Below are 20,465 nucleotides of genomic sequence, written 5' to 3' on the forward strand. Positions count from 1 at the left end.
CGTTTCCTCTCTCGGCGGTCAGGTGGTCTTGTCGCGGCGGAACACCAGCCGGTCGGCCTCGCTGGCGGCCGGCGCAAAACGGTAGCCCTCCAGGTCGAAACCCTTGAGCTGCTCGGGCGTCACCGCGCGCTGCTGCAGCGCGTAGCGCACCATCAGGCCACGCGCGCGCTTGGCGAAGAAGCTGACGATCTGGTGCTTCTCACCCTTCTTCTCTTCGAACACGCAGCTGACCACGCGCGGCTTCAATGCCTTGCGGTCGACCGCCTTGAAATACTCCTCGCTCGCGAGGTTGACCAGCACCGGGCTCTTGTCGGCGCGCGCGCGGCGGTTGAGGTAGTCGGCGATCTGGGTGTCCCAGAAGCGGTAGAGGTTGGAACCCTTGGCGGTCTGCAGGCGCGTGCCCATCTCCAGCCGGTAGGGCTGCATGCGGTCCAGCGGCCGCAGCACGCCGTAGAGGCCGCTGAGGATGCACAGGTGCTGCTGCAGCCAGTCGAGCTCTTCTTCGTTCAGCGTCCTGGCTTGAAGCCCGCCGTAGACGTCGCCGTCGAAGGCGAGCACCGCCTGCCTGGAATTCTTCGCGGTGAACTTGGGCGACCAGGCCTGGTAGCGCGCCACGTTCAGCCCCGCCAGCGGGTCCGACAGGTCCATCAGGTCCGCCACCTGTTGCGGCGTCTTCTCGCGCAACACCGCGATCAGCTCGCTCGCCTGCTCCACGAACAGCGGCTGCGTGAAGGTCTTGACGTGGGCCGGCGTCTCGTAGTCGAGCGCCTTGGCGGGAGAAATGACGAACAGCATGGCGGATCAGCCGGATTTCTTCTTGGTCGGCACTGGCTCGGGCAACGGCTTCTCGGCCAGGCGCTGCACCTCGTCGACCAGGTGGTTGTGCGCATCGAGGAAGGCCGCCGAAATCACCTTGGCCTCGTTGGTGTTGCTCCAGCCCAGGCCGCCCGCGCCGCCCGCCTTGCCGATCACCAGCCCGCCGATGCCCAGATCGGTGCTGCGCGCGGCGCCGGTCGAGGCCGAGAGCTGCTCGGTGGTTTCGTTGTCGGTCAGCAGCAGCACCACCTGCGCCTCCTTGAGCTTGACGTTTTCGGCCGCACCGGCGATCACGTTCAGCCCCGGGATCTGCGCCAGGATGCCGCCGATCTGCCGGCCCGCGTCCTGCTCGGAGAAGGTCAGGCTGGGCACCAGCGTGTACTGCGCGACGATGCCGCGGCCCTTCTTCACCGTGGTGTCGTCCTGCCGCAGGATGCCGGCCTCCTTGAGGTCCTGTTCCTTGACGGTGGCGTTCAGGCCCGAGTGGCGGTCGACGATGCGGAAGCACCCGCTCTGCTGCATCAGCACCCGCACCAGCGGCAGCGGCGAATCGGGCAGGCCATTGCGGCCGATGCCGACGTAGCCGTTGGGGTTCTCCATCAGCGACACCACCGCGACCGGCGCGGTGCAGGTCTTGAGTTCCTTGGCGGCGTTGTGCGCGCCGTCCGGCCCGGCCGAGCCCTGCACGACGGACCCGCCCTGCCCCAGTTCGACCCCCTGCTTGCCACAGGCGGCCAGCAACAGCGAAGCGGTGAGCGCGGCAAGAGGCAGGAGACGTCGGAGCATGGTGGAATTTCGGAGCATGGGAGCAAAAACTGAGTGTACCCGCGGCCTCCGGGCCAGGAGGGCGCGGACAATCGCCCGATGCTGCGCATCCTCCACCGCGACGAGCACCTGATCGCGATTCACAAGCCGCCCGGCCTGCTGGTGCACCGCACCGGGCTGGACGCGGGCGAGACGCGCTTTGCCGTGCAGCTGCTGCGCGACCAGATCGGCCAGCCGGTCTGGCCGGTGCACCGGCTCGACAAGGGCACCAGCGGCGTGCTGCTGTTCGCGCTCGACGCCGCCACCGCCAGCCAGCTCGGCCGCGCCTTCGAGTCCGGCCAGGGCCTGCAGAAGACCTACCACGCGATCGTGCGCGGCTGGCCGGCCGACCAGGGCCTGATCGACCACCCGCTCAGGCGCATGCCCGACGACATGCGGACCGAGCGCGAAGAAGTGCAGGACGCGCAGACGCGCTTTGTCACGCTGGAGCGCTACGAACTGCCGATCCCGCAGGGCAGCTTCCCGACCACGCGCGGCGCCCTGGTCGAGCTGCAGCCCCTGACCGGCCGGCGCCACCAGCTGCGGCGCCACCTGAAGCACATCGCCCACCCGATCATCGGCGACGCGACGCACGGCAAGGGGCCGCTGAACCGGGCGGTGGCCGACTTCCTGGGGGTGCAGCGGCTGTGGCTGCATGCGAGCGCGCTGAGCGTGCAGCACCCTGCAACCGGGCAGGCGCTCACCGTGCAGGCCGGGTTCGACGCCGAATGGTCCCGCTGGCCACCAGCCATCGTCGCGCCGGCCGCTGGCTGAGCCTTACTTCAAGTCCCCCGCCAGACTCGCCAGCGTCTCCAGCGCAATCTGCACGTGCGCCGGGTAGTGCGTGTGGTCACAGCCGAGCTTGGCGGCGGCGCCGGCCTTGAGGGCGGCGACCATGGCCGGCGTGAACTCGAAGCGCACGAAGTGCACCGCGCTGGTCTTCTCTTCGGTCTCGCGGTCCAGGTCTTCGTCGGCGATGGCGTAGACGCGCTGGTAGCCCTCGACCTCGACGAACAGGCGGTCTTCCACACCGATCAGCCGCGCGAGCTCGCGCTTGCGCTCGTTCACGTCGGTGTACTCGATCATCATCGTGGCCTTCCAGTTGCCGCCGTCGGGCACCAGCGGCGCATAGGCTTCGATCTCCTGCTGGATGCCTTCTTCCTCGAAGATCTTTTCGATGCGCAGCATCTCCTGGATCTGGTAGCGGATCGTGGTCTCGCTCTCGAACTGGATGTTCAGGTGTTCACCGAGCTGCACGCTGCGTTGCTTGCGGTGCGCGATGACCTCGGGCTGGTGGAACTTGCGCCACTTGCTGTAGGCCTCCAGGCTCATGAGGCTGTCGGGGGTGATGTGTCCGGTCAGTTGCATGGTGTGTCTCTATTTCAGCCCGTACGCGCGGGCAATGAGGCTCAGCGGGTGCTGCAGCGGCGGCGCCCCGAGGCCGTTGACCTCGAAGCCCTGCGCGATGTGGTGGCCGCCCAGCGGGCAGTCGGAGCTGATGACGTCGGGCTTCGCGCCGTCCTTCATGGTGGCCATGGCCTTGAAGACCGGCTTGCCGATTTTCATCGCCTGCTGGTGCGTGCCTTTCTTGACGCCGAAGGTGCCGGCGTGGCCCGAGCAGCGTTCGATGGTGTTGACCGTCGTCTCCGGCACCATCTTGAGCATCTCTTCGGTCTTGCGGCCGATGTTCTGCACCCGGCCGTGGCAGGGGATCTGGTAACTCACATTGCCCAGCTTCTGTGGGAACTCGGTCTTGAGCAGGCCGTCGCGCTTGCGCGCCATCAGGTACTCGAACGGGTCCCACACGTGTTCCTTGACCAGCTGCGTGTCGGCGTCGCCGGGGAACATCAGCGGAATCTCCTGCTTGAACATCAGCGCACAGCTGGGCACCGCAGCCAGGATGGCAAAGCCGTCGCGCGCGTACTTCGCCAGCACCGGGATGTTGGCCTCCTTGGCGGCCTGCACCGAATCGAGATCGCCCAGCTCCAGCTTGGGCATGCCGCAGCACTGTTCCTTCTCGACGATGGTGTACGGGATGCCGTTGTGGTCGAGGATCTTCAGCAGGTCCAGACCGATACCGGGTTCGTTGTAGTTGATGTAGCAGGTCGAGAAGATCGCGACCTTGCCCGGTGTCTTCTCGCCGTCGACCACCTGGGTCGCCGTCGACTGCGGCGCAGACCAGCGGAAGCGCTTGTTCGCCAGCTCGGGCAGCCAGGCGTCCTTGTCCACACCCATCACGTTTTCCATCACGCCCCGCGCGAACTTCGTCTTGTTCACCGCGTTGACGGCCTGGACCACGATCGGGATGCCGGCGAAGCTGCCGTGCAGGTCGGTCGAGGCCAGCAGCTTCTCGCTGGTCTTGACCTCGCCCTTCCTGAACTTGATCGCCTTGGCCCGCAGCATGGTGTGCGGGAAATCGAGGTTCCACTCGTGCGGCGGCGTGTACGGACACTTGGTCATGTAGCAGAGGTCGCACATGTAGCACTGGTCGACCACCTTCCAGTAGTCGGCCTTGGCGACGCCATCGACCTCCAGCGACTCGCTGCTGTCGACCAGATCGAACAGCGTCGGGAACGAACCGCACAGGCTCACGCAGCGCCGGCAACCGTGGCAGATGTCGAAGATCCGCTCCAGCTCGACGAAACACTTCTCTTCGTCGTAGAAATCCGGGCTTTTCCAGTCCAGCGGATGGCGCGTCGGCGCCTGCAGATTGCCTTCGGTGGCCATGAGCACTCTCCATCGCATGAAGGGCGGTTGTCGAGAGACACCGCGGAACCGGCTCCGCCGGGCCGCAGGTGTCGTCCCCCTCCCAGGGGGAAGCCGCGTCAGCGGCGCAGGGGGTCAGTCCTGAAGCTCGTTCAAAGCCTTCTGGTAGCGGTTGGCGTGCGAGCGCTCCGCCTTGGCCAGGGTCTCGAACCAGTCGGCGACCTCGTCGAAACCTTCGTCGCGCGCCGTCTTGGCCATGCCCGGGTACATGTCGGTGTACTCGTGGGTTTCGCCGGCGACGGCCGAGGCCAGGTTCTGGCGGGTCGATCCGATCGGCAGGCCGGTGGCCGGGTCGCCGGACTGCTCCAGAAACTCCAGGTGTCCGTGCGCGTGGCCGGTCTCACCTTCGGCGGTCGAGCGAAACAGCGCCGCCACGTCGTTCTGGCCCTCCACGTCGGCCTTGTTCGCGAAATACAGGTAGCGGCGGTTGGCCTGCGATTCGCCGGCGAAGGCGTCCTTCAGGCACTGCTCGGTCTTCGAGCCTTTCAATGCGGCCATGGAAATCTCCTTGTCTCGTGGGTGAATGGAACGAACGCCCAGCCTGGGTGTCCGAAGAATGCCGCAGGCTGCGACACGGCCGACCGTACGCCGCTGCCCGGCCTTCGTCAAATTGCCGCAGGCTATGCGCCGCATTGCCGAGGGCTATCGCGCAACCATCCAATGGAAAACCCTCACACCGACCCGGTCCGGAATGCCCGATAACATTTCGGTTTGGTAAATGCATTACGCATTGGACAACAGGAGACTTCCATGAACCACCCCGCCACCCTGCCGCCCCCGGCCCCGGTGCAACAGCTGCACCACTACGCCTACCGGGCGCGCGACGCCGAAGAGACACGGCACTTCTACGAAGACATCCTGGGTCTGCCGCTGTACCACATCATCCAGAGCGACTACGTGCCCAGCACGGGCGAGTACTGCCCGTACACGCACTTCTTCTTCCGCCTGCAGGACGGTTCGTTCATCGCCTTTTTCGACCTGGGCGACGACGTGGCGGCCGAGCCGTCGCCGAACACGCCCAAGTGGGTGAACCACATCAGCTTCCGGGTGAACACGGTGCAGGAGCTGGAGAACACGAAGGCGCGGCTGCAGGCGCACGGGATCGAGGTGCTGGGGGTGACGGACCACCACATTTTCAAGAGCATCTATTTCTTCGACCCGAACGGCATTCGCCTGGAGCTGACGGCGCAGCTGGCGGACGAGTTCGAGATGCTGCAGGAGAGCAAGACGGCGCATGCGCGGCTGGCGGAGTGGAATGTGCGCAAGGAGCAGTGGCGGCGTGAGCGGGCTTCAGGTCAGGCTGCGGCACCGCTGAAGCCGCAGGCCAATGACCGGCCTGAATTTGTCCCTCCTTCAGCGTGATCTTGTTGGCATAGGCCGTGTGGTGCGTCAACAGTTCGCGCACACGGGTCTGGTGGCTCATGGGAGCTGTGTGCCCTGTGTAGCGAAGTAAAGGAGGAGGATCGGGCAAAGCCGATCCGGGGGACATGAGCGGAACAGGGCACACCGCTCCCATGAGCCCGCGAGGTCAATGAGAGAAATCTGAGAAGCACCAGGAGACAACCGATGAACCAGACGAGCTACCAAGAAGCCGCCCACACCAACAGCTACGAATTCACCCAGGGCAGCGGCTACCAACTGCCCGAATACCCCTTTGTCCCCCCGCCCGAACTCGGCGACACAACACCCAGACGACACCCCATCGTCATCGTCGGCGGCGGCATCACCGGCCTCACCCTCGCCTGCTCCCTCGCCAACCTCGGCGTGCCCGCCATCCTGCTCGACGAAGACAACACCGTCGGCGTCAAGGGCGCCTCCTCCCGCGGCATCTGCTACACCCAGAAATCGCTCGAAATCTTCCAGCGCCTAGGGCTGTACGAACGCATCGCCGCCAAAGGCATCCGCTGGAGCGTCGGCCGCACCTTCGCCGGCGACGACGAGGTCTACAGCTTCGACCTGCGCCAGCAGGGCAACTTCCACCTCTCGCAGCAGCCGCCCTTCATCAACATCCAGCAGTTCTACATCGAGGGCTATCTCGTCGAACGCATCGCCGAACTCGGCCACGTCGAGCTGCGCTGGCAGAACCGGCTGGTCGCCTTCGAGCAGAACGCCGACAGCGCCAGCCTCACCGTCGAGACCCCCGCCGGCCGCTACCGCATCGAGGCCGATCACGTCATCGACGCCAGCGGCTCGCACAGCCCGCTGCGCCAGTGGTTGCAGGTGCCGTTCACCAGCAAACGCGGCGACGACCGCTGGTGCATCGCCGACGTGCGCTTCACCAAACGCCCGCCGGTCGAGCGCCACACCTGGGTCGAGGCGCCGTTCAACGAGCACCGCGCGGTCTGGCAGCACCTGATGGCCGACGAGGTCTGGCGCATCGACTACCAGATGGCGCCCGACAGCGACCCGGCCGAGGTCAGCCGCGAGGACGTGGTGCGCGAACGCCTGACGCGCCAGTTCGGCCCGGACACCGAGGTCGAGATCGTCTGGGTCGGGCCCTACGCCTACCGCAGCGAGTGCGTGCACCGCATGCGCGAGGGCCGGGTGTTTTTCATGGGCGATTCGGCCAAGGTCGTCAGCCCGTTCGGCGCGCGCGGCGGCAACACCGGCGTGGCCGACGCGGACAACCTGGCCTGGAAACTGGCCGCCGTGCAACGCGGCCGGGCCCACCCCGCCCTGCTGGAGAGTTACGACGACGAACGGCTGGAGGCGGCACAGCAGAACGTGCTGGTGACCAACCGCACCGCGCGCTTCCTGCGCCCGGCCGACGGCGTCGAGCGCCTGTTCCGCCGCGCGGCCATCGGCCTGGCCAAGCAACACCCGTTCGCCCGCACGCTCATGAACACCGGCCGCATGGCGGTCGCCAACCCCTACAGCCGCTCGCGCGCCTGCAGCTACGCCGAAGGCAGCGCGGCCGGCCAGTCGGTGCAGAACGTTGCCTTGCGCTGGGCCGACGGTTCGGCGGGTTGCGTCAACGACCTGCTGAACTGGGCGAATGGCGATCTGTTGCTGCTGGCCTTCGGGCCACTGAGCCCCGCCGATCTCGGGCGCGTGAAGACACTGACCGGCGGCGCGCCGCTGCGCGCGGTACAGGTACCGGCGGGTCGCGACCGCGCCCAGGCGGCCGAACACGTGCGCGACCCCGACGGCCACCTGCGCACCGCCTGCCAGCTATCCGGCCCCGGCTGGGCCCTGGTCCGGCCCGACGGCTACCTGGCCGCCACCGGCGAGCGCATCGACGGTCGCCTGGTCGCCACCCTCGAACGCTCGCTCGGCCTGCGCTGAAGCCCTCTGGAGAACCGAATGAACACCGCCCCGAACTTCCAGGACGCCGACGGCTTCTACGAGCGCCTGCTCGACGCCCACCAGGGCCTGAGCCGCGAACAGTCCGAACTGCTCAACGCCCGCCTGATCCTGCTGCTGGCCAACCAGATCGGCGACACCCGGGTGCTGGGCAGCTGCATCGCCGCGGCCCGGGACACCCTCGAATAAAATCGGGGACTTCCCGAGCACTCCCTGACGGCGCCCTGCGGGGCGCCGTTGCACTTTTTGCGCCCCCACCATGTCCGACACCCTGCAGCAACCCGGTCTGAACAGCCTGTCCAAGTCCTTCGAGCCGGCCGCGCTCGAAGCCCACTGGGGCCCCGAATGGGAGAAGCGCGGCTACGGCGTCGCCGGCTTCCGCGGCACCTCGACCCCCAGCGCCGAAGCGGCGGCACAGGGCAAGAACTTTGCGATCCAGCTGCCGCCGCCCAACGTGACCGGCACGCTGCACATGGGCCACGCGTTCAACCAGACCATCATGGACTCGCTGACGCGCTACCACCGCATGAGCGGCTTCAACACCGCTTGGGTGCCCGGCACCGACCACGCCGGCATCGCCACCCAGATCGTGGTCGAGCGCCAGCTGCAGGAACAGAAGCTCAGCCGCCACGACCTGGGCCGCAAGAACTTCGTCGCCAAGGTCTGGGAGTGGAAGGAACAGAGCGGCAACACCATCACCACGCAGATGCGCCGCATGGGCGACAGCGTGGACTGGACGCGCGAGTACTTCACCATGGACGACAAGCTCTCGACCGTGGTGACCGAGACCTTCGTGAAGCTCTACCAGCAGGGCCTGATCTACCGCGGCAAGCGCCTGGTGAACTGGGACCCGGTGCTGATGTCGGCCGTGTCCGACCTCGAAGTGGAAAGCGAAGAGGAAGACGGCTCGCTCTGGCACATCGCCTACCCGCTGGTCAACGGCAGCGGCCACCTGACCGTGGCCACCACCCGCCCGGAAACCCTGCTGGGTGACGTGGCGGTGATGGTGCACCCCGAGGACGAGCGCTACAGCGCCCTGATCGGCCAGTACGTGAAGCTGCCGCTGTGCGACCGCGAGATCCCGGTGATCGCCGACGAGTACGTGGACCGCGCCTTCGGCACCGGCGTGGTCAAGGTCACGCCCGCCCACGACGCGAACGACTATGCGGTCGGCCAGCGCCACCAGCTGCCCATCATCGGCGTGCTGCACCTCAACGCCACCATCAACGACAACGCGCCCGAGAAGTACCGCGGCCTGGACCGTTTCGTGGCGCGCAAGCAGGTCGTGGCCGACCTCGAAGCCGCCAGCCTGCTGGTCGAAGTGAAGAAACACAAGCTGATGGTGCCGCGCTGCGCCCGCACCGGCCAGGTGGTGGAACCCATGCTGACCGACCAGTGGTTCGTCGCCATGACGAGCAAGGGCAACGAGCACAACACCAGCGGCACCTCCATCGCCGACAAGGCGATTGCCGCCGTGCAGACGGGCCAGGTGAAGTTCGTGCCCGAGAACTGGGTCAACACCTACAACCAGTGGATGAACAACATCCAGGACTGGTGCATCAGCCGCCAACTCTGGTGGGGCCACCAGATCCCGGCCTGGTACGACGAGCAGGGTCAGGTCTACGTGGCGCGCAACGAAGCCGAGGCGCAGGCCCTGGCCGGCGCCGGCAAGACGCTCACGCGCGACCCCGACGTGCTCGACACCTGGTACTCCTCGGCCCTCGTGCCCTTCAGCACCATGGGCTGGCCGAACCAGAGCGACGCCGCCACCGACGACTACAGCCTCTACCTGCCCAGCAGCGTGCTGGTCACGGGCTACGACATCATCTTCTTCTGGGTCGCCCGGATGATCATGATGACGACGCACTTCACTGGCCGCGTGCCCTTCAAGGACGTCTACATCCACGGCCTGGTGCGCGACGCGCAGGGCCAGAAGATGAGCAAGTCCGAGGGCAACGTGCTCGACCCGGTGGACCTGATCGACGGCATCTCGCTCACGCCCCTGCTCGAAAAACGCACCACCGGCCTGCGCAAGCCCGAGACCGCGCCCAAGGTGCGCAAGCAGACGGAGAAGGAGTTCCCCGAAGGCATCCCGGCCTACGGCGCCGACGCGCTGCGCTTCACCTTCGCCGCGCTGGCCTCGCTGGGCCGCAGCATCAACTTCGACAGCAAGCGCTGCGAGGGCTACCGCAACTTCTGCAACAAGCTCTGGAACGCGACCAAGTTCGTGCTGATGAACTGCGAAGGCCAGGACTGCGGCCTGATGGAGCACACCAAGGCCGACTGTGCCGTGGGCGGCTCTGCCCACGGCTACATGAGCTTCAGCCAGGCCGACCGCTGGATCGTTTCCAAGCTGCAGCGCGTCGAGGCCGAGGTGGCCCAGGGATTCGCCGAGTACCGGCTGGACAACGTGGCCAACACGGTCTACGACTTCGTCTGGAACGAGTTCTGCGACTGGTACCTGGAAATCGCCAAGGTGCAGATCAACACCGGCAACGAAGCCCAGCAGCGCGCCACCCGCCGCACCCTGATCCGCACGCTGGAGACCATCCTGCGCCTGGCGCACCCGATCATCCCGTTCATCACCGAAGAGCTGTGGCAGAAGGTGGCGCCCGTCGCCGGCCGTGGCGGCGAGTCGGTGAGCGTGGCGGCCTACCCGGTCAGCCAGCCCGAGCGCATCGACGAGACCGCCGAAGCACAGGTGGCCAAGCTCAAGGGCCTGGTCGACACCTGCCGCACGCTGCGCGGCGAACTCAATGTGTCGCCCAGCACGCGCCTGCCGCTCTACGTGGTCGGCAACACCGCCTTCATGCGCGAGAACGCCGCGGCCCTGCAGGGCCTGGCCAAGCTCAGCGAAGTGAAGGTGTTCGACGACGAGGCCGCCTGGGCCACGGCCGCGCAGGCCGCACCGGTGGCGGTGGTCGGCGAAGCCCGCCTGTGCCTGTTCATGGAGATCGACGTCGCGGCCGAAAAGGCCCGTCTGTCCAAGGAAGCCACGCGACTGGAAGGCGAGATCGCCAAGGCCAACGCCAAGCTGGGCAACGAAGCCTTCGTGGCCAAGGCGCCGGCGGCGGTGCTGGAGCAGGAAAAGAAGCGGGTGGCCGATTTCGGCGCCACGCTGGCCAAGGTGCGCGAGCAGCTGGCCCGGCTCTGATCAGCCGCGGGGCTTGTCCTTCGGGTCGATCTCGCCCCACTGCGAGGGCGTGTCGACCGCCGGCCACTCGGGGTCCTGCACGCTGTCCAGTGCGTCCAGCACCGAGAAGTCGCTGACCTGCGCCTGTCCGCGCACCACCGGCGGCGACAGGGTTTCATGGATGCGGTGCGCCACGTACCAGCTTGCGCGCAGCTTGGCCTCCCGCGTGTGCGAACCCAGGCGCGGCGTGAGGTGCAGGTTGGGCACGTTGTGCAGCGGCGTGCCCGGCGCGGCGAATTCCGGCGGTGCGCCGTCGATCAGGCAGGCATCGATGCGCCCGTCGATCATGGCCAGCGCCAGCGCTTCCGGATCGAACAGGGCACTGCGGCTGACACTCACCCAGAGCTGGCTGGGTTTGCAATGGTTGAGCAGGCGCTCATTGATCCAGCCCTTGAAGCGCGTGGCATAGACCATCTGCAGCGACACTGCGTCCGAGCGCGCCAGCAGTTCGTTGATCGGGATGTATTCGATGCCCAGCTTCTCCCACACCGGTGCCGCGTGGTGCACAGCCGGGTCGTAGCCCAGCAGCCGCACCCCCAGCCCCTTGAGCATGGGTGCCAGCGTGTGGGCCACCGGCGCCAGGCCGATCAGCCCCACCGTGCTGCCATAGAGCTCGCGACCCATGCGCACCTGCGCCAGCTTGCGGCCCAGCAACGCACTGACCATGCCGCGCCGGTACAGCATCAGCAACCCGTAGAGCACATATTCGGCGTTGGAGCGCACCGTGGCGCTGCGTGCCTGGATCACGCGCACCTGCCGCTGCGCGCACGCCGCGAGATCGGTGTTCTCGCTGGAAATCTGCATGCGCGCGACCACCCGCATCAGTGGTGCGAAGTCGAGGAACTCCTTGGAGACCACCACATGGGACGGCAGCACCAGCGCACGGGTCTTGTAGACCTGCTTGCGCAGTGCGATGGGGTCGTCGGCCAGGTCGGGACGAAACGTGACGTCGTGGCGCTCCTGCAGCCAGCTCAGCGCTTCGGGAACCAGCGGATCAAGGAGCAGGACTTCCATATTCGGGGTGGCAGCGGCGATTGCGGCGCGCCGCAACCTCCGGTGTCGCAGGTCAGCGGCGCTTGAGCACCGTGATGAAATCGGTGCCCACGGTTTGTTGTTCCACCAGCTCGTTGCCGGTCTGTTTGGCGAAGGCCTGGAAATCGCGCACGGAGCCGGCGTCGGTGGCGATGACCCTGAGCGTCTGCCCGCTGGTCATGTCCGCCAGCGCCTTCTTGGCCTTGAGAATGGGCAAGGGGCAGTTCAGGCCGCGTGCATCGAGTTCTTTGGTGGCGTTCATGTGCAGTTCCTCGGAGTGGCGAATTCTAGGCGGGGCTGCGGAAACCGCGCCATGATGTATCAATTTGTAAACAAATAAGTCACGCGGACGGGATTTCCATGAACTGAGGTTCTATCCCCTGCCCGCGCAACCAGTCGGCCAGCGCCAGCCCGGTGCCGGCGGGCCAGCAGCGGACCTGCTGTGGTTCGAGCAGTTTGTACTCGACCAGCTCGGGAGACAGCACGACCGTGCCTTCGGCCTGCGCGTGGTAGGTGATGAGCACCTGGTTCATGCGCTGGAAATCGTGCACGCCCACCAGCCGCAGCGCGGTCACGGTCAGTCCGGTCTCTTCGGCGATCTCGCGGCGGATGCCCTCTTCGGGTGTTTCACCGGCTTCCATGAATCCGGTGATGAGCGCGAACATGCGGTGCTGCCACGCGGCATTGCGCGCCAGCAGCACCTTGCCGCCCACCTGCACGATGGCCGCCAGCACCGGCGTCGGGTTGTTCCAGTGCGTGAAGTCGCAGGCGGTGCAGCGCAGCCGCTCGCGCGGCCCGCCATCTTCCTGTGCGGTCACCAGGGACAGCGGCGATGCACAACTGGGACAGAACCGGTACTCGCCGCTCATGGCAACACCCGGCCTCAGGCAGGAAAGACGCCGGTCGACAGGTAGCGGTCGCCCCGGTCGCAGACGACGAAAGCGATGGTCGCGTTCTCCACCTGGGCCGCGATCTGCTGCGCCACCCAGCAGGCGCCGGCGGCCGAGATGCCGGCGAAGATGCCTTCCTCGCGGGCCAGGCGGCGGCACATCTCCTCGGCATCCGACTGGCTCACCAGCACCAGTTCGTCCACGCCCGAGGGGTCGTAGATCTTGGGCAGGTACTCCTGCGGCCACTTGCGGATGCCGGGGATGCGCGAGCCTTCGGCCGGCTGCGCACCGATGATGCGGATCGCCGGATTCTTCTCTTTCAGGAAGCGCGAGACGCCGGTGATGGTGCCGGTGGTGCCCATGGCGCTGACGAAGTGCGTGATGCGCCCGCCGGTCTGCTCCCACAGTTCCGGGCCGGTGGTCTCGTAGTGGATGCGCGGGTTGTCGGCATTGGCGAACTGGTCGAGCACGCGGCCCTTGCCCTCTTTCTCCAGCTTGTCGGCCAGGTCGCGCGCGTACTCCATGCCACCGCTCTTGGGCGTGAGGATCAGCTCGGCACCGAAGGCCTTCATGGTCTGCGCGCGTTCGATCGACAGGTCCTCCGGCATGATCAGCACCATGCGGTAGCCCTTGATGGCGGCCGCCATGGCCAGCGCGATGCCGGTGTTGCCCGAGGTCGCCTCGATCAGCGTGTCGCCGGGCCGGATGTCGCCGCGCTCCTCGGCCCGCTTGATCATCGACAGTGCCGGCCGGTCCTTGACGGAACCCGCAGGATTGTTGCCTTCGAGCTTGCCCAGGACCACATTGCCTCTGGCGCGGTTGGCGTCGGTGCCGATGCGCTGCAGCGCCACCAGCGGTGTGTGGCCGATCGCGTCTTCAATCGTCGGATAGTTCATGGTGCTCACTGTGCCATAATTTCGCGCTCTCCAAGGCACCCGCCCGGGTGGCGAAATCGGTAGACGCAGGGGATTCAAAATCCCCCGCCAGAGATGGTGTGTCGGTTCGAGTCCGACCTCGGGCACCAGATTCAGGGCCGCACGGCATTCGCTGTGCGGCCTTTTTCTTTGGGGTCTTTCGGTGCCCCCCTGGCATCGCCCGTGCGCGACAGCTCGTCGTCGAGCAGCATCTTGTAGACCCTGGGCAGTTCGCGGCTCATGCTGTTGTTCTCGATGCCGTACCCCAGGCTGGTCCAGGTGCCCGACAGGCGCCGCAGCACCGCCTGCACCTGGCCCCGCCGCAACTGGTCGGACAGCTTGCCCCAGCGCGGCTCCTGCAGCCAGGCGTGCACCACCATGTCCTGGTACACCGGCGCGAAGCTCAGTTCGGTCGCGTCCAGCGGGTCCTCGCTGCGCCTGGGATGGTGCCGCGCCGCCAGCTCCAGCCAGGTCGAGTACAGCAACTGGTAACGCCCTGCGGCGGTCGAACAGTTGCCCCGGTTCGGCCCGTTGCCGATCGATTCGCAGCGGTTGGGGTGGCGGTCCAGCGTGCCCACGTAGTCGCCGCCGTAGAGCACGTGGTAGGGCCGCAGCACGTTGGACTCGCTGGCGGAGATGGTGCGCATCAGGGCCCGGAGGTAAGGGTCACCGCCCTGCATCACCAGTGGCCGCGTGCCCGGCAGCAGCAGCCAGGGTCGCCACAGCCAGAGCAGGCCGAGCATCACCACCACCGCTGCCAGAGTGAGGGCGATGCGCGAGCGCCATGGCGACGCCCAGAAGCCGGCGGACTCCGCGGATGCCGGTGGCTCGGGGGGAATGGTCGGGGAAGCAGTCACGAAGACATGGACGAAGGCTGACCCGGCGGTCGCCGAGGTACTGACACAATGGCCATTGTCCAACAAGCCGCGCGCTCACGTCCCATGCTCTACGCCATTCCCGCCCTGTTCGCCGGTCTGCTCCTGCTGGTCTGGGGCGCAGAAAGGGCGGTACAAGGCAGCACTTCGCTGGCCGCGCGCAGCGGTCTGCCGCCGATGCTGACGGGCCTGGTGGTGCTGGGCTTCGGTTCGGCCGCCCCGGAGCTGGCGGTGGCGCTGACCGCCGCGACGCAGGGCCACCCCGCGCTGGCGCTGGGCAGCGCCTGGGGCGCCAACATCGTGGCGATGTCGCTGGTGCTGGGTGTGGTGCTCTGGAAGGTGCCGCTGACCGTGCGCTCGCACGGCCTGCGCCGCGAACTGCCCCTGTTGCTGGCGGCGACCGTGCTGACCGCCGCCCTGGTCTGGGACGGTGTGCTCTCGCGCGTCGACGCCGGCCTGCTGCTGCTGGGATTTGTGGCCCTGCTGGTCTGGTCCTGGCGCCTGCAGCAGCGCAGCGGGGACGACGCGCTGGCGCTCGAAACCCGGGCCGAGATGGCGAGCCAGCCCGGCTCGGTGATGGCTGCGCTGCTGTCGGTGCTGGCCGGCACCGGGTCCCTGGTGGGCGGTTCGATGCTGCTGGTCTGGGGGGCGGTCGAGACCGCCGTCTGGCTCGGCGTGAGCGACCTGATCCTGGGACTGGGTGTGGTGGCGCTGGGCACCACGCTGCCCGAGCTGGCGACCTGCATGGTCGCGGCGCGCAAGGGCGAGCACGAGATCGCGCTGGGGCAGATCCTGGGGGCCGGCCTGTTCAACACGCTTGCCGTGGCGGGTCTGGCGGGACTGATCGAGCCGATGGACCTGCCGGTGCAGGTGCTCTGGCGCGACCTGCTGGTGATGGCGGTGCTGGCACTGGGCCTGTACCGGCTGGCCCGCGACGCCGAAGGTCCGGCGCGCCTGGGGCGCCGCGCCGGCCAGGCGCTGGTCGGCGTCTACCTGTTGCACACCGCCGCGCTGCTGATCACCTCAGGACCGGGCTGAACCAGCGGCACCGGAACGCAGGCCCTCCGCCACCGTGGGGTAGCGCAGCTGCAGGCGCAGCTCTTCCTTGAGCCGCCGGTTGTGCAGGCGGCGCGACTCGCTCATGAAACTCAGCAGGACCAGCGGCAACTGGTCACCCGCGGATTCGCGTGCGATGCGCTGCGGGCGCGGCAACTGGTACAGATCGGCCGCGAGGTCGAAGTAGTCGCCCATCTTGAGCTGCGTGTCGTCGACCACATTGAGGTTGCGCTGCGGGCGTCCGCGCCACAGCGACAGCACGCAGGCGCGCGCCAGGTCGTCGGCGTGGATGTGGTTGGTGTACACGTCGTCTTCGGCGCGCAGCACCGGCGTGCCGCGCCGCAACCGGTCCTGCGGTGTGCCACCCGGACGATCGGGCGCGTAGATGCCGGGAATGCGCAGGGCACTGGTGCGCACGCCCAGCGCGCGACCCAGCCAGTGCACCGACGCCTCGGCGTCGACGCGGCGCCAGGCCCGCGGCGTGAGCGGCTGCGTGGGTGCGCATTCGTCGACCCAGCGGCCCTCGCAGTCGCCATAGACCCCGGTGGTGGATCCGTAGACCAATGAGAACGGCGGTGCGCGGCGCGCCAGCGCCTGCACCAGTGTCCGCGTGCGGGCATCGCGCCGCCAGTCGGCCTGTCCTTCGGAGGGCGGAGGCGCCAGATGCAGCACGCGCGTGGCCAGGCCCGCGAGGCGCTGCAGGCTGCGCGGTCGGTCGAGGTCACCGGTCAACGGCGTGATGCCCTGTGCACGCAGGGCCGACGCGCTGTCGGGCGATGAGGTCAGCGCCAGCAGGCGCACCCGCGAACCACCACCGAGCACGCGCGCCGCGCGCTGGCCGACATCACCACAACCGACGATCAGCACGCGCTCGCGGCGAAAGCGTGCGGGAAGAGCACCAAGAAAAGCCATGAGACTGGAATTTGAGAAAATGCCGGGTTGCCCGCGGACACCGGCGGTGTCACGTTCAGCACCCATTCACGCAATCCACTGTAGCCTGATTCCACCATGACCCTCAGCATCACCGTCCAGCCCAGCGGCCGCCAGTTCGGCGCCGAATCCGGCGAAACCATCCTCGCCGCCGGTATCCGCCAGGGCATCGGCCTGCCCTACGGCTGCAAGGACGGCGCCTGCGGCTCCTGCAAGTGCAAGCTGGTCAGCGGCACCGTGACCCACGGCCCGCACCAGGAAAAGGCCCTGAGCGCGGCGGAAGAAGCCGCGGGCTACGTGCTGACCTGCTGCGGCGTCGCACAGGATGACGTGGTGATCGAATCGCGCCAGGTGACCGAAGCAGGCGCCTTCCCGATCAAGAAGATGCCGGTGCGCGTGCTGTCGATGGAGCGCGCCTCGCACGACGTGATCGTGCTCAAGCTGCAGTTGCCCGCCGCCGACACCTTCCAGTACCACGCCGGCCAGTACGTCGAATTCCTGCTGCGCGACGGCGACCGCCGCAGCTACTCGATGGCGAATGCCCCGCACACGCAGGCGGCCGGACCGGTGGTCGAACTGCACATCCGCCACATGCCCGGCGGCAAGTTCACCGATCACGTGTTCGGCGCCATGAAAGAGAAAGACATCCTGCGCGTCGAAGGCCCCTACGGCGGCTTCTTCCTGCGCGAGGACAGCGACAAGCCCATGGTCCTGCTGGCCTCCGGCACGGGCTTCGCGCCCATCAAGGCCATCGTCGAACACATGCGACACAAGGGCATCACGCGCCCGGCCACGCTGTACTGGGGCGGCCGCCGCCCGGCCGACCTCTACCAGGCGGCCTGGATCGAAGAGCAGCTCGCCGCGATGCCCAATCTGCGTTATGTGCCGGTGATTTCGGACGCGCTGCCCGAAGACGCCTGGACCGGCCGCACGGGCTTCGTGCACAAGGCGGTGGTGGAAGACACGCCGGACCTGTCGGGCCACGAGGTCTACGCCTGTGGCGCACCGATCGTGATCGAGTCGGCCCGCAAGGACTACGCCACCGCCGGCCTGCCCGAAGAAGCGTTCTACGCCGACTCGTTCACCAGCGCGAAAGACAAGCTGTAACTCCCCGCGCCGCCTTCGGCGTCAGTTCGCGAGCAGTTTTTTCACGTCGTCCGCCAGCGCCTGTGCCCCGCTGCCGTAGCGGTGGTACAGCCTCACGCGGCCCTGCGTGTCGTAGACATAGCTGCCGGCCGAGTGGTCCATGGTGTAGCTGGTCGGGGTCTTGCCCTCGACCTTCTTGTAATAGATGCGGAAACTCTTGGCGACTTCGGGCAGCTTGTCCGGCGCGGCGTACAGCGCCAGGAAGCCCGGGTCGAAGCTGCCCATGTAGGCCTTCATGATTTCCGGCGTGTCGCGCTCGGGGTCGATGCTGACGAACAGGCCCTGCAGCTTGTCGCCGTCCTTGCCCAGCAACTGCTTGGCCTGCGCCAGCTCGCTCATCGAGGTCGGGCAGACGTCGGGGCACTGGGTGTAGCCGAAGAAGATCACCACGGCCTTGCCCTTGAAGTCGGCCAGCGTGCGCAGCTGGCCGTTGTGGTCGGTGAGCGAGAAGCTGTTGGCGTAGTCGGCACCGGTGATGTCGATGCCGGAAAAGCCGCCCGCAGCACTCTCCGCCGGTTTGTCCGAACAGGCGGCCAGCAAGACACTGCACAGGCCAAGGGAAATCAGAAGCCGACGTTTCATGGCAAGAAGCTCCAGAGTTGCCGGGCATCGCGGAACCGGCTTCGCCGGGCTGCAGATGCCGCCCCCTTGAGGGGGTCGCGCGAAGCGCGGCAGGGGTGTTTCAGATGTAGTGATCGATCAGCATCGCCGCAAACAGCAGCGACAGGTGCCAGAGCGAAAAGCGGAAGGTCTTGCGCGCCAGGGCGTCGGAGTAGTTGCGCCACAGCGCCCAGGCGTGCCAGCAGAAGCCGGCGCTCAGCGCCAGCGCGGCAACCAGATAGAACCAGCCGTTCATGCGCATGATGAAGGGCATCAGGCAGGCGGCCAGCAGCACGAAGGTGTAGAGCAGGATCTGCAGCCGCGTGAACTCCGAGCCGTGCGTGACCGGCAGCATCGGCAGGCCGGATTTGCGGTAATCCTCCACGCGGTAGAGCGCCAGTGCCCAGAAGTGCGGCGGCGTCCAGAGAAAGATGATCAGGAACAGGATCAGCGCCTCGGGCGACACCACACCCGTCATCGCGGCCCAGCCGAGCACCGGCGGCATCGCGCCGGAGGCGCCGCCGATCACGATGTTCTGCGGCGTCAGCGGCTTGAGGATCACGGTGTAGATCACCGCATAGCCGACGAAGGTCGCGAAGGTCAGCCACATCGTCAGCGGGTTGACCCAGAAGTACAGGATGAACGAGCCGGCGGTGCAGAGCACGGCCGAAAACGTCAGCGTCTGCACGTTGCCCAGCTGCCCCCGGGCGGTGGGCCGCCAGGCGGTGCGGCGCATCTTGGCGTCGATCTGCTGTTCGATCACGCAGTTGAAGGCCGCCGCCGCCCCCGCCACCAGCCAGATGCCCAGGCAGGCCAGCGCGGCCGTCTGCACCTGCGCCCAGCTGGGCAGGCCCGGCACGGCCAGCACCATGCCGATCAGCGCACAGAACACGATGAGCTGGATCACCCGTGGCTTGGTCAGCGCGTTGTACTGCCGCCAGACGGAAGGCAGCACGGAAGCGGTCGGTGCGGACGCAGAGCTCATGAGGTCAGACGGGAAACATTGAATTTGGAAGCGCTGACGGTGTCGTCGGCGGTGCGGGTGCCCAGCAGCGCACCGGTGAGCACGAGCACCAGCCCGGCCGCCCCGCCCGTGTGGCCAACGGCCGCCAGCAGCGGCCAGTCGAGCACGACATTGCTCATACCGGTCGCGAACTGCCACCACAGCAGGGCCAGCAGCCAGCGCGCGTGGTGGCGCGTGGCCGGCGCCGACCACAGGCGCCACGCCAGCCAGCCCAGCGCCAGCAGCACGACGTAGGCGAACAGGCGGTGCACATAGTGGATCGCCGTCAGCGCGGCGAAGTCGATCGGCTGGCCCTCAGCGTTCATGCCCAGGGCACGCCAGAGGGTGAAGCCTTCGCTCAGGTTCATGTGCGGCCACCAGCCGCCCTGGCAGGTCGGGAAGGTCTCACAAGCCAGCACCGCGTAGTTCGTGCTGACCCAGCCGCCCAGCGCGATCTGCATCCACAGCAGCGCGTACACGAGCAGCAGCGCCGTGCGCGTGGTCGGGTGCAGCGGCAGCGGCTCGGAGACGGATGCCACCCGGGTGTCATAGGCCACCACCTGCGCACGCAACAGCGCCAGCAGCACCAACCCGCCCAGCAGGTGCATGGTGACGATCGCAGGGAACAGCTTCATCGTGACCGTCAGCGCGCCGAACGCGCCCTGCAGGCAGACCCACAGCAGCGTCAGCCAGGCCCAGGCGGGCGAGACGCGCAGGCGGTGTCGTTCAACGGTGCTGGCCACCGCCAGCACCAGGATCAGCACACCGACCGCGGTCGCGAGATAGCGGTGGACCATCTCGATCCAGGCCTTGGAATGGGTGACCGGGCCGGTGGGCATAGCCTGCTGCGCAGCCGCGATCGGCGCGTGGGCGCCCAGCGGGCTGGCGCTGCCGTAACAGCCCGGCCAGTCCGGGCACCCCAGGCCGGAATCGGTCAATCGCGTGAAGGCGCCGAACAGCACCAGATCGAAGGTCAGGAACAGCGTGAGCAGGGTGAGCGCCCGCAGCCGCTGCGCACCGCTGGCCTGGCGATGCCGCAGCCAGATCCAGGACAGCGGCCCGAGCGCAATCACCGCGCCCATGAGCATCACGCGCACGACGGGGGAGAGGTTGACCAGTGCAGCAGCGTCCATATCC

The 20,465-nt window shown here is 67.4% G+C and carries 21 protein-coding genes and 1 tRNA gene; 8 read left to right on the forward strand and 14 right to left on the reverse strand.

The annotated features are described in order from the left end of the window. Positions 1 to 18: 18 nt before the first annotated feature. Together yaaA and ACS5NL_RS05255 are read right to left on the reverse strand one after the other, a co-directional pair. The gene (gene yaaA / locus ACS5NL_RS05250; RefSeq protein WP_439352596.1) at positions 19 to 795 is read right to left on the reverse strand and encodes a peroxide stress protein YaaA; all 777 of its coding nucleotides are present in this window, start codon (positions 793 to 795) and stop codon (positions 19 to 21) included. 6 nt (positions 796 to 801) lie between these two features. Further along, on the reverse strand, positions 802 to 1,602 hold the full coding sequence (locus tag ACS5NL_RS05255) for a curli production assembly/transport component CsgG (protein WP_439352597.1): 801 nt from the start codon (positions 1,600 to 1,602) through the stop codon (positions 802 to 804). Between the two features lie 78 nt (positions 1,603 to 1,680). On the opposite strand from ACS5NL_RS05255, the gene ACS5NL_RS05260 reads away from it, so the two are divergent. Continuing rightward, on the forward strand, positions 1,681 to 2,394 hold the full coding sequence (locus tag ACS5NL_RS05260; RefSeq protein WP_439352598.1) for a pseudouridine synthase: 714 nt from the start codon (positions 1,681 to 1,683) through the stop codon (positions 2,392 to 2,394). A 3-nt stretch (positions 2,395 to 2,397) separates the two neighbouring features. Here the strand turns inward: ACS5NL_RS05260 and ACS5NL_RS05265 are convergent, their stop codons facing one another. The 3 genes from ACS5NL_RS05265 to ACS5NL_RS05275 form a co-directional block, all read right to left on the reverse strand. After that, positions 2,398 to 2,988, reverse strand: a complete 591-nt coding sequence (locus ACS5NL_RS05265; protein ID WP_439352599.1) for a DUF3501 family protein — start codon at positions 2,986 to 2,988, stop codon at positions 2,398 to 2,400. A gap of 9 nt (positions 2,989 to 2,997) precedes the next feature. Continuing rightward, positions 2,998 to 4,347, reverse strand: coding sequence for a (Fe-S)-binding protein (locus tag ACS5NL_RS05270; RefSeq protein WP_439352600.1), 1,350 nt, complete (start codon positions 4,345 to 4,347; stop codon positions 2,998 to 3,000). A 114-nt stretch (positions 4,348 to 4,461) separates the two neighbouring features. Next, on the reverse strand, positions 4,462 to 4,884 hold the full coding sequence (locus ACS5NL_RS05275) for a rubrerythrin family protein (RefSeq protein ID WP_439352601.1): 423 nt from the start codon (positions 4,882 to 4,884) through the stop codon (positions 4,462 to 4,464). Positions 4,885 to 5,136: 252 nt separating this feature from the next. Between ACS5NL_RS05275 and ACS5NL_RS05280 the strand changes: the two genes are divergently transcribed. The 4 genes from ACS5NL_RS05280 (at position 5,137) to ACS5NL_RS05295 (ending at position 10,843) form a co-directional block, all read left to right on the forward strand. Continuing rightward, entirely contained in the window at positions 5,137 to 5,748 is a 612-nt protein-coding gene (locus ACS5NL_RS05280; RefSeq protein WP_439352602.1) for a VOC family protein, read from the forward strand. Positions 5,749 to 5,952: 204 nt separating this feature from the next. Continuing rightward, positions 5,953 to 7,671 carry an FAD-dependent monooxygenase gene (locus tag ACS5NL_RS05285; RefSeq protein WP_439352603.1) on the forward strand — a complete coding sequence of 573 codons (1,719 nt, stop codon included), beginning with the start codon at positions 5,953 to 5,955 and terminating at the stop codon, positions 7,669 to 7,671. Between the two features lie 18 nt (positions 7,672 to 7,689). Next, positions 7,690 to 7,878, forward strand: coding sequence for a DUF2783 domain-containing protein (locus tag ACS5NL_RS05290; protein ID WP_439352604.1), 189 nt, complete (start codon positions 7,690 to 7,692; stop codon positions 7,876 to 7,878). Between the two features lie 70 nt (positions 7,879 to 7,948). Further along, positions 7,949 to 10,843 (forward strand): valine--tRNA ligase, encoded by a 2,895-nt coding sequence (locus ACS5NL_RS05295; protein ID WP_439352605.1) that lies wholly within the window; start codon positions 7,949 to 7,951, stop codon positions 10,841 to 10,843. On the opposite strand, the gene ACS5NL_RS05300 is transcribed toward ACS5NL_RS05295, so the two are convergent. The 4 genes from ACS5NL_RS05300 to cysM all read right to left on the reverse strand — a co-directional run bounded on the left by ACS5NL_RS05300 (position 10,844) and on the right by cysM (position 13,700). Further along, complete coding sequence (locus ACS5NL_RS05300; RefSeq protein ID WP_439352606.1) at positions 10,844 to 11,896, reverse strand: NAD(P)-dependent oxidoreductase; 1,053 nt, start codon at positions 11,894 to 11,896, stop codon at positions 10,844 to 10,846. A gap of 52 nt (positions 11,897 to 11,948) precedes the next feature. Beyond that, on the reverse strand, positions 11,949 to 12,176 hold the full coding sequence (locus ACS5NL_RS05305; RefSeq protein WP_439352607.1) for a sulfurtransferase TusA family protein: 228 nt from the start codon (positions 12,174 to 12,176) through the stop codon (positions 11,949 to 11,951). 79 nt (positions 12,177 to 12,255) lie between these two features. After that, a complete protein-coding gene (locus ACS5NL_RS05310; RefSeq protein WP_439352608.1) occupies positions 12,256 to 12,783 on the reverse strand; it encodes an NUDIX hydrolase in 528 nt (175 codons plus the stop codon). A 14-nt stretch (positions 12,784 to 12,797) separates the two neighbouring features. Continuing rightward, entirely contained in the window at positions 12,798 to 13,700 is a 903-nt protein-coding gene (cysM, locus tag ACS5NL_RS05315) for a cysteine synthase CysM (RefSeq protein WP_439352609.1), read from the reverse strand. A 41-nt stretch (positions 13,701 to 13,741) separates the two neighbouring features. Here cysM and ACS5NL_RS05320 point away from each other — a divergent pair. Next, positions 13,742 to 13,828 (forward strand) — tRNA-Leu (locus ACS5NL_RS05320). Positions 13,829 to 13,831: 3 nt separating this feature from the next. Here the strand turns inward: ACS5NL_RS05320 and ACS5NL_RS05325 are convergent. Beyond that, positions 13,832 to 14,575 (reverse strand): glycoside hydrolase family 24 protein, encoded by a 744-nt coding sequence (locus tag ACS5NL_RS05325; protein WP_439352610.1) that lies wholly within the window; start codon positions 14,573 to 14,575, stop codon positions 13,832 to 13,834. A 48-nt stretch (positions 14,576 to 14,623) separates the two neighbouring features. Here ACS5NL_RS05325 and ACS5NL_RS05330 point away from each other — a divergent pair, with 48 nt between their 5' ends. Next, entirely contained in the window at positions 14,624 to 15,631 is a 1,008-nt protein-coding gene (locus tag ACS5NL_RS05330; RefSeq protein WP_439352611.1) for a calcium/sodium antiporter, read from the forward strand. Here ACS5NL_RS05330 and ACS5NL_RS05335 read toward each other — a convergent pair. Then, positions 15,617 to 16,561, reverse strand: coding sequence for an SDR family oxidoreductase (locus ACS5NL_RS05335; protein WP_439352612.1), 945 nt, complete (start codon positions 16,559 to 16,561; stop codon positions 15,617 to 15,619). The two genes, ACS5NL_RS05330 and ACS5NL_RS05335, sit on opposite strands and share 15 nt — an antisense overlap. A gap of 96 nt (positions 16,562 to 16,657) precedes the next feature. Here ACS5NL_RS05335 and ACS5NL_RS05340 point away from each other — a divergent pair, with 96 nt between their 5' ends. Continuing rightward, on the forward strand, positions 16,658 to 17,686 hold the full coding sequence (locus ACS5NL_RS05340; protein WP_439352613.1) for a CDP-6-deoxy-delta-3,4-glucoseen reductase: 1,029 nt from the start codon (positions 16,658 to 16,660) through the stop codon (positions 17,684 to 17,686). A gap of 21 nt (positions 17,687 to 17,707) precedes the next feature. Here the strand turns inward: ACS5NL_RS05340 and ACS5NL_RS05345 are convergent, their stop codons facing one another. The 3 genes from ACS5NL_RS05345 to ACS5NL_RS05355 all read right to left on the reverse strand — a co-directional run bounded on the left by ACS5NL_RS05345 (position 17,708) and on the right by ACS5NL_RS05355 (position 20,461). Continuing rightward, complete coding sequence (locus ACS5NL_RS05345; RefSeq protein WP_439352614.1) at positions 17,708 to 18,307, reverse strand: SCO family protein; 600 nt, start codon at positions 18,305 to 18,307, stop codon at positions 17,708 to 17,710. A gap of 100 nt (positions 18,308 to 18,407) precedes the next feature. After that, on the reverse strand, positions 18,408 to 19,310 hold the full coding sequence (cyoE, locus tag ACS5NL_RS05350; RefSeq protein WP_439352615.1) for a heme o synthase: 903 nt from the start codon (positions 19,308 to 19,310) through the stop codon (positions 18,408 to 18,410). After that, the gene (locus tag ACS5NL_RS05355) at positions 19,307 to 20,461 is read right to left on the reverse strand and encodes a COX15/CtaA family protein (RefSeq protein WP_439352616.1); all 1,155 of its coding nucleotides are present in this window, start codon (positions 20,459 to 20,461) and stop codon (positions 19,307 to 19,309) included. The genes cyoE and ACS5NL_RS05355 overlap by 4 nt, the downstream gene beginning before the upstream one ends. Positions 20,462 to 20,465 lie beyond the last annotated feature (4 nt).

This window comes from Hydrogenophaga sedimenti, from assembly GCF_051857515.1.
GTDB lineage: Bacteria > Pseudomonadota > Gammaproteobacteria > Burkholderiales > Burkholderiaceae_C > Hydrogenophaga.

Bases quoted from the DNA above. Each gene is read 5' to 3' on its own strand.
- yaaA (WP_439352596.1), bottom strand. From the start codon at position 795: ATGCTGTTCGTCATTTCTCCCGCCAAGGCGCTCGACTACGAGACGCCG.
- ACS5NL_RS05255 (WP_439352597.1), bottom strand. From the start codon at position 1,602: ATGCTCCGACGTCTCCTGCCTCTTGCCGCGCTCACCGCTTCGCTGTTG.
- ACS5NL_RS05260 (WP_439352598.1), top strand. From the start codon at position 1,681: ATGCTGCGCATCCTCCACCGCGACGAGCACCTGATCGCGATTCACAAG.
- ACS5NL_RS05265 (WP_439352599.1), bottom strand. From the start codon at position 2,988: ATGCAACTGACCGGACACATCACCCCCGACAGCCTCATGAGCCTGGAG.
- ACS5NL_RS05270 (WP_439352600.1), bottom strand. From the start codon at position 4,347: ATGGCCACCGAAGGCAATCTGCAGGCGCCGACGCGCCATCCGCTGGAC.
- ACS5NL_RS05275 (WP_439352601.1), bottom strand. From the start codon at position 4,884: ATGGCCGCATTGAAAGGCTCGAAGACCGAGCAGTGCCTGAAGGACGCC.
- ACS5NL_RS05280 (WP_439352602.1), top strand. From the start codon at position 5,137: ATGAACCACCCCGCCACCCTGCCGCCCCCGGCCCCGGTGCAACAGCTG.
- ACS5NL_RS05285 (WP_439352603.1), top strand. From the start codon at position 5,953: ATGAACCAGACGAGCTACCAAGAAGCCGCCCACACCAACAGCTACGAA.
- ACS5NL_RS05290 (WP_439352604.1), top strand. From the start codon at position 7,690: ATGAACACCGCCCCGAACTTCCAGGACGCCGACGGCTTCTACGAGCGC.
- ACS5NL_RS05295 (WP_439352605.1), top strand. From the start codon at position 7,949: ATGTCCGACACCCTGCAGCAACCCGGTCTGAACAGCCTGTCCAAGTCC.
- ACS5NL_RS05300 (WP_439352606.1), bottom strand. From the start codon at position 11,896: ATGGAAGTCCTGCTCCTTGATCCGCTGGTTCCCGAAGCGCTGAGCTGG.
- ACS5NL_RS05305 (WP_439352607.1), bottom strand. From the start codon at position 12,176: ATGAACGCCACCAAAGAACTCGATGCACGCGGCCTGAACTGCCCCTTG.
- ACS5NL_RS05310 (WP_439352608.1), bottom strand. From the start codon at position 12,783: ATGAGCGGCGAGTACCGGTTCTGTCCCAGTTGTGCATCGCCGCTGTCC.
- cysM (WP_439352609.1), bottom strand. From the start codon at position 13,700: ATGAACTATCCGACGATTGAAGACGCGATCGGCCACACACCGCTGGTG.
- ACS5NL_RS05330 (WP_439352611.1), top strand. From the start codon at position 14,624: ATGGCCATTGTCCAACAAGCCGCGCGCTCACGTCCCATGCTCTACGCC.
- ACS5NL_RS05335 (WP_439352612.1), bottom strand. From the start codon at position 16,561: ATGGCTTTTCTTGGTGCTCTTCCCGCACGCTTTCGCCGCGAGCGCGTG.
- ACS5NL_RS05340 (WP_439352613.1), top strand. From the start codon at position 16,658: ATGACCCTCAGCATCACCGTCCAGCCCAGCGGCCGCCAGTTCGGCGCC.
- ACS5NL_RS05345 (WP_439352614.1), bottom strand. From the start codon at position 18,307: ATGAAACGTCGGCTTCTGATTTCCCTTGGCCTGTGCAGTGTCTTGCTG.
- cyoE (WP_439352615.1), bottom strand. From the start codon at position 19,310: ATGAGCTCTGCGTCCGCACCGACCGCTTCCGTGCTGCCTTCCGTCTGG.
- ACS5NL_RS05355 (WP_439352616.1), bottom strand. From the start codon at position 20,461: ATGGACGCTGCTGCACTGGTCAACCTCTCCCCCGTCGTGCGCGTGATG.